A 6,892-nucleotide genomic window follows, 5' to 3' on the forward strand; every position below is an offset into this window, starting at 1 on the left:
CCGGCGGGCAGATAGGTCGGCGGGAAGGCGGCAGGCAGTCCGGGAAACGCGAGGGGCCGGCCCGGGAACGGGCCGGCCCCTCGGTGCGTGTCAAGCGGCAACGGGAAACAGTCGGCAGTGTGTGCAAACGGGTGGGAGGCGGGCCGCCTACCGAGGAGCGTGGCGGCCGGAGTCCGTCAGGCGGCCAGGACGTGGGGGAGCCGGGTGTGCTGGGTCTCTGCCTCGCCGGTGCGCGGGTCGACTGCCTGCACCTTGCCGGTCTTGAAGCAGTATCGGGCGGACACCGCCTCCACCATGCCGCGGCGGATCGCCTCGTCCACCATCGACGAGCGCTGGCGGACCTGCTCCAGCGTGTACGCCGAGTGCAGAGCGGTCACCGCGGCCGGGTTGTCCGCGCCGGCGTGGCGGGCGCGCAGCACGTTCGGGGCGATGCGCTCGGCGACGTCGCGGATGTAGCCCGGCGGCACCTTCGCGTTGTCGATGATCTTTCCGGCGGCGGCGACGGCACCACACTCGTCGTGGCCGAGAACGACGATCAGGGAGACGCCGAGGACGCCCACCGCGTACTCGACCGAGCCGAGGACCGCCGCGTCGACGACGTGGCCGGCGGTGCGGACCACGAACAGGTCACCGAGGCCCTGGTCGAAGAGGATCTCCGCGGGGACCCGGGAGTCCGAGCAGCCCAGCACCAGGGCGAACGGGGACTGGGAGCCCTGCAGTTCGGCCCGGCGGGCGCCGCTGCGGTGCGCCTCGGCGGTGCTGCGGCCCTCCACCCAGCGGGTGTTGCCCTCCTGCAGCCGCGCCCAGGGGCACTCGTCCGCGCCGGCGTCGACGCTGTGCGGCTTGAAGTTCGACACGATGTGACTCCTTGAGGATCAGTTGAGGTTGGCGCTGGTGACGAGGTTCAGTTGAAGTTGGCGCCGGCGCTGGTGACGAGGGTCAGTCGAGGTTGGCGCCGGTGGTGGCGACGAGGTTCAGTTGAGGATGGCGCCGGTGGTGGTGACGAGGTTCAGTTGAGGATGGCGCCGGTGGTGGCGACCTGCTCCTTGAGGACGCCGCCGATCAGCTCCTGGGTCTCGTTGATCTGTTCGACGGCGGTGTGGATCTGGGCGAGTGACGCGGTGACCTCATCAACGCGTGACTGGATGGTGGCGACACGCTGGCTGACCTCGGTGGTCGCCTCGGCGGTCTCCCGGGCGAGTTCCTTGACCTCGCCGGCGACGACGGCGAAGCCCTTGCCGGATTCGCCGGCCCGGGCCGCCTCGATGGTGGCGTTGAGGGCGAGCAGGTTGGTCTGGGCGGCGATCGACTGGATGGTCTGCACCACCTTGTTGATCTCGGCGCTGGCTTCGCCGAGGGCGGCGACCTGCTCGTTGGCCTCGACGGTGAGCTGTTCGCTCTTGGCGGCGACGGCCGAGGCCGAGCCGACGTTGCGTTCCACCTCGGCGATCGAGTCGAGGAGTTCGCGGCCGGCGCTGTGCAGGTGTTCGGTGGAGGAGAAACGTTCCAGGGCTTGTCCGACCAGGAATGCGGTGTTCCGCAGCGCGCTCTCCCGTCCCGGGTACATGATCAGGGTGCGGGTGGCGAAGAAGTCCATCGTCCCGACGATCTGGCCGTTGATCCGGATCGGCAGGCAGACGCCGGACTTGACGCCCGCGGCCTGCGCGGCCGGCCGGCGTACACAGTCGGTCAGTTCGCCGAGGTCTTCGACGAACACCAGGTCGCCGCGGGCCCAGGCCCGGCCGGAGAGGCCGACGCCCTTGGCGAACGAGGCGGACATGGTGACCCGGCGGAATTCGGCGCCGGCGTCCCCGGATTCCAGGGCGAAGCGCAGCACCTGGTCGTTCTCGTCGAGTTTCCAGAACGAGCCGTACTGCCAGTCGAAGTCCTTGCGGATGGTCTCCAGGGCGGACCGTAGGGCCTGGTCGCGGCTGGTGGCCTGGGTCATCTCCCGGATCACGGTGGAGACGGCGTCGACGTCCTGGGTGGCCTTCTCCTGGCGGACCTCCTCGTGCAGGCGGCCCAGGGCGGCGCCGACCAGCACGCCGACCGAGCGCAGCACGTTCAGGCGGCTCTCGGTGGGGTCGAGTTCCTCCATGGCGAAGAAGTCCATCGTCCCGACGACTTTGCCGTCCTCGACGAGGGGCAGGCAGACGCCGCTCTTGACGCCGGCGCGGGTCGCCGCGGGCGCCCGGACGCAGTCGGTGAGGTCGGCGAGGTTCTTGACGAAGACCAGGTCCCGGCTGCGCCAGGCCCGGCCGGAGAGGCCGACGCCTTCGGCGAAGCTCGCTTCCAGGGTGACTTTGCGGAACTCGTCGGTGACGCTGCCGCTTTCCTGCGAGAATCGCAGCACCTGGGCGGTGTTGTCGAGCTGCCAGTAGGAGGCGTACGCCCAGCCGAAGCGGTCACGTACGAGGGCGAGAGCCTTGCCGATGGCTTCTTCGGGGGTCTTGGCCTTTTCCATCTCCCGCACGGTGGCGGTGACGGCTTGGACGTCCTGCCGGGCCTCGGCCAGTTCCGCGTTGAGCTGTGCAGACATCGGCTGCTTCCGCTTGTTGAACAACCCGGCTCCCCCCGTGAAGCGGCGGTGTGCCGCTTCGTTGCGGGACAATTCGGCAGCGGGCCGCGAGGGTTGAGGATCCGCGTGACTTTCTCCGGCGGGAAGGGGCGAACGATTCAGGCGGCCGGGCCGACCAGTTCGGCGACCCAGCCCACCGCGGTGCGGGCCTGGGCGGGGGTGCCGGAGTGCAGGCCGTCGAGGATCAGCCAGATGCGGTCGGCGAGCAGGTCCGGTTCGTGGGTGCCGAGGGCCCGGACCAGGTGGTCGACCTGGGTGCGGGAGTCGGCGAGGTAGGTGGCGGCGACCCGGGCGGGCCGGTCGTTCTCGCCGGGGAACTCGGTCAGGTAGTTGCGGAAGGCGCAGCCGCGGTATCCGGGCCGGGCGATGGTGTCGGCGGTCTCCCTGATCAGGGCGAGGAGCCGTTCGGCGGGGGTGTCGGCCCAGCGCAGGGCTTCGGCGACGGCGCGTTCGCGTTCGCGGCGGACCGTTTCCAGGTACGCGGCGGCCAGTTCGGCCTTGCTGGCGAAGTGCCGGTAGAGCAGGTTCTTGCCGCATCCGGCCACGTCGATGATCTGGGCCATGCCCACGGCGCGGACGCCGTGCTCGTAGAAGAGCCCGGCGGCCGCGGTGAGGATCGTGTCGCGGGTGCCCGGGGCCGGCGCGCGTGCCATGCGTGCCAGCGTAAAGGACTAACTACTCCAACCGGACATGGGGCGGGAAGGGAACTATCCGGTCGACCAGGTCCAGGCCGTCCGTCCGGTGGGCGAAGACCAGCACGGTACGCCCGGACGCCGCGTCCAGCAGATCGGACATCAGCTCCTTCGCGCCCGCCTCGTCGATGCCCTCGGTCGGCTCGTCCAGGATCAGCAGGCCGGGTTCGGCGAGCAGCGCCCGCGCGGTCGCCAGCCGCCGCCGCTGACCACCGGAGAGGGTGCTGCCGCCGGCACCCAGCCAGGTGCCGAGACCGTCCGGCAGGCCGGCGTGCCAGTCGCCGAGACCGACCCGGGCCAGCGCCGCGGTCAGCTCCGGATCGCTCGCCCCGGGTGCCGCGAGGCGCAGGTTCTCCCGGACCGTCGAGGCGAACACGTGCCCCGTCTCGTCGCCGACCAGCGCCACCCGCCGCCGGAACTCCGCGTCGGGGATGGTGGCCGTGTCCCGGCCGTCGATCGTGATCGTGCCGTCGACCGGGTCGAGCAGCCGCGCCAGCACCGCTGCCAGGGTGGACTTGCCGCTGCCGGAGACCCCGGTGACCGCGGTCCGGGAGCCGGCCGGCAGGTCCAGGTCCAGGCCGCGGAAGGCCGGTTCCCGGTCACGGTCCCAGCCCGCGGTGAGGGCGGTCACGCGTACCCCCGGAGCGGTGGTGACGGTGCCGCCGTCTCCCGGCCGGGAGACGGCGGGAATCGGCTCCGCGGCCAGGCTCGCCACCCGGTCCTCGGCGCCCGCGGCCTGGCGCCGGGCGATGGCGGCCTCGGGCAGTGTCACCACCGTCTCACCCAGGGTGATCATGCCGAGCAGGGCCACCGCGCTCCACTCCGCCGACAGGCCGGACCGTGCCAGCACGATCGCGGTCACCGTTGCTGCCGCACCCCACCCGCAGTGGGCCAGCGCCGCGGCCAGACCGGCGTTGCGCGCCGCCCGCGCCTCCAGCTCCGCGAGCCTCCGGCTTCTCCGGTGGGGTACGTCCGAAGCACCGTTCCCGCTGCTGAGGTCCTCGACGCCGGCCACCGTTTCGACCATCGCGTCCCGCAGCCGGGCGCGCGCCTCGCCGGTGGCCGCCTCCTGCCGGGCCGCCAGTCGTCCGGCGATCACGGGGGCGAGCACCCCGGCGACCAGCACCCCCAGCGCGAGAGGCGCCGCCAGCAGCGGATCGGCGAGACCGGCCGCCAGCGCCGCCACCGTGACGGTCCCGATCGCCGCGGCCAGCGGCAGACGACCGCGCAGCAGGCCGTCCACCCGGGCGTCGACGTCGTCGACCAGCCGGGTCAGCAGGTCACCGCGCCGGTTGAGCCGGGGCCCGGGCACCCGCGGGATCAGGTCGGCGTAGACGCCGGCCCGCCGGGCGCCCAGCCGGGCGAAGGCGACGTCGTGCGCGACCAGACGTTCGAGGTAGCGCAGCAGTGGCCGGGCGACGGCACTGCCGCGGACCAGGACGACCGCGGCGGACAGCGTGAGCACCGGGGGGAGCGTGGCGGCCCGCACCAGCAGCCAGGCGGCGGCGCCGGTGAGGAGGATGCCGGCGAGCGAGGAGCCCGCGCCGAGGACGACCGCCGTGGCGGGACGTGCCCACCAGCGGGACCGCTCCTCCCGCGGTGCCTCGGGACTCGCCGGCGGCTGTGGCGTTCCGGGGCTTCTCGCCGGCACCACTGCCGGCGCCGCGGGAGCTGTCGCCGCCACCGTCGTCGCCGGCGCGGGCGCCTCGATGGTGACCTGGCGGTCGGCGGCCTCCAGCAGGGCCGGGCGGTGGGCGACGACCAGCACGGCACAGCCCCGGGCGGTGAACTCGCGCAGCCGGGCGATCATCCGGGCCTCGCCGTCTGCGTCCAGATGCGCGGTCGGCTCGTCGAGCAGCAGCGTCACCACCGCCTCGGTCGCCTCGCCGGTCCGCTGTTCGAGCAGGGCCCGCTCGGCGCGGTGCAGCAGCGCCGCCAGTGCCAGACGCTGACGCTGGCCGGAGGAGACACCCCGGCCCGCCTCACCCAGCGCCGTCCCGCCGGTGACCTCGGTGTCCAGTCCGGTGGTCCGCAGCGCGTAGCGGATCTCCTCGTCGGCGGTGCCCGGCGGGAAGACCTCGGCGACGGTCCGCGCGTGCGGCAGGCTGGGGTGCTGCGGCAGGTAGAAGGCGCGCCCGACGGCGATCGCGCCCGTCGTGGCGGGCTGGAGACCGGCGAGCACCCGCAACGCGGTGGTCTTGCCGGACCCGGACGGCCCGCGCAGGGCGACCAGTTCACCGCCGCGGACCCAGAGTTCGTCCAGGCGGACCGCGTCGGTGACCGAGCCGGGATAACGGGCGGTCAGCGCGGCGGCGCGGACACCCCAGCGGCCGGCCGCGACCGGGCCCAGCGCCCGGCGTACGGTCGCCGCCTCGCCGTCCCCGGTCTCCTGCCCGCCGGCCGGCGGCTCGGTGAGGATCTCGTCGACGTCGGCGATCACCGCGGCGGCGTCGGTGGAGGCGTGGTACCGGGCCGCCATCTCGCGCAGCGGCCGGTACGCCTCCGGCGCCAGCAGGATCACCAGCAGCGCCGGGGCCAGGGCCATGTCGCCGGCCGCGACCCGCAGGCCGGCCTGCACCGCGATCAGGCCGACCGAGAGCGTGCCGACCAGGTCCAGTGCCGTCGACGACAGGAACGCGACCCGCAGCACCCGCAGGGTGGCCCGCCGGTGCTGGTCGGTGAGCCCGGCGATGACGGTGGTCTGCCGTTCGGCCCGGCCGAAGACCTTCAGGGTGGCCAGGCCCCGGACGACGTCCAGGAAGTGCCCGGCGAGCCGGGCGTCGGCGGCCCAGCGCTGCTGCGCGCGGGCCTGGGTGGCCCAGCCGATCAGCGCGCCCAGGACCGGGATCAGCGGGAGGGTGAGCAGCGCGACGGTGGCCGAGGCCGGGTCGACGACGGCCATCGTGACGACCACCGCGGGCGGGAGGAGCACACCGAGGATCAGCGAGGGGAGGTAACCGGAGAACCAGGGGCGGAGAGCGTCGAGCCCGGTGCCGAGCACCGTGGTCAGGCGGCCCGCCCCGAACGCGGCCACCCAGGCGGGACCGCGCCGGAGCACGGCGGTCACCAGGGAGCGCCGCAGTTCGTCGGTGACCCGGGCCGCGGTGCGGCGGGCCACCGTCTGTTCCAGCCAGGCCAGCAGGCCGCGCACGGCGAACGCTCCGGCGAGCAGGACCACCGCGTGGTCCCGGGGCCCGGCGACCAGCCGGCACAGGGCGACCGCGACGGCGAGGGTGGCGGCGGTCTGACCGGCGCCGATCAGCGTCAGCACCCCGATGCCGGCCCGGCTGGCCGCCGCGTGCCTCAGCAGGCGCGGATCCACCGGGCCCCGCGACACCTTGGCGCCGCTCGCCGTGCCGTTTGCCGCGCCGTTCGTCGTGCCGTTCGTCGCGCCGATTGCCGTGCCGTTTGCCGCCCCGTTCGTCGTGCCGTTCGTCGCGCCGATTGCCGTGCCGTTCGTCGTGCCGTTCGTCGTGCCGTTCGTCGCGCCGATTGCCGCGCCGATTGCCGCGCCGCTCATTTTGGCGATCTTGGTGCGTTGACCACCGATGGGGGTGGCTTCCGCACCAAGATCGCCGGGAGAGTCGGGGGAGTCGGGGGAGGCGGGGGAGGCGGGGGAGGC

Annotated in this window: 5 protein-coding genes and 1 pseudogene; 1 reads left to right on the forward strand and 5 read right to left on the reverse strand. The window is 73.7% G+C overall.

What is annotated here, in order from left to right; translation table 11 throughout:
• Positions 1–176: 176 nt before the first annotated feature.
• The 5 genes and pseudogenes from WH85_RS45595 to cydC all read right to left on the reverse strand — a co-directional run bounded on the left by WH85_RS45595 (position 177) and on the right by cydC (position 6,592).
• The gene (locus WH85_RS45595) at positions 177–857 is read right to left on the reverse strand and encodes a carbonic anhydrase (RefSeq protein ID WP_281179164.1); all 681 of its coding nucleotides are present in this window, start codon (positions 855–857) and stop codon (positions 177–179) included.
• Positions 858–1,009: 152 nt separating this feature from the next.
• Positions 1,010–1,441, reverse strand: a complete 432-nt coding sequence (locus WH85_RS54340; protein ID WP_425394702.1) for a methyl-accepting chemotaxis protein — start codon at positions 1,439–1,441, stop codon at positions 1,010–1,012.
• A gap of 75 nt (positions 1,442–1,516) precedes the next feature.
• Positions 1,517–2,539 (reverse strand): annotated as a pseudogene (locus WH85_RS45600) (GAF domain-containing protein); the annotation flags it as partial.
• Positions 2,540–2,676: 137 nt separating this feature from the next.
• A complete protein-coding gene (locus WH85_RS45605) occupies positions 2,677–3,231 on the reverse strand; it encodes a TetR/AcrR family transcriptional regulator (protein ID WP_045748475.1) in 555 nt (184 codons plus the stop codon).
• Between the two features lie 22 nt (positions 3,232–3,253).
• Positions 3,254–6,592 (reverse strand): thiol reductant ABC exporter subunit CydC, encoded by a 3,339-nt coding sequence (gene cydC / locus WH85_RS45610; protein ID WP_245674388.1) that lies wholly within the window; start codon positions 6,590–6,592, stop codon positions 3,254–3,256.
• Positions 6,593–6,608: 16 nt separating this feature from the next.
• Here cydC and WH85_RS53590 point away from each other — a divergent pair, with 16 nt between their 5' ends.
• Positions 6,609–6,812: a hypothetical protein gene (locus WH85_RS53590; RefSeq protein WP_245674389.1), complete on the forward strand. Its 204-nt coding sequence runs from the start codon at positions 6,609–6,611 to the stop codon at positions 6,810–6,812.
• Positions 6,813–6,892 lie beyond the last annotated feature (80 nt).

Origin of the sequence: Actinoplanes rectilineatus (assembly GCF_000962825.1) — a bacterium.
Classification (GTDB): domain Bacteria; phylum Actinomycetota; class Actinomycetes; order Mycobacteriales; family Micromonosporaceae; genus Actinoplanes; species Actinoplanes rectilineatus.

Excerpts from the sequence above, each read along its gene's own strand:
- WH85_RS45605 (WP_045748475.1), bottom strand. The coding sequence starts at position 3,231 with ATGGCACGCGCGCCGGCCCCGGGCACCCGCGACACGATCCTCACCGCG.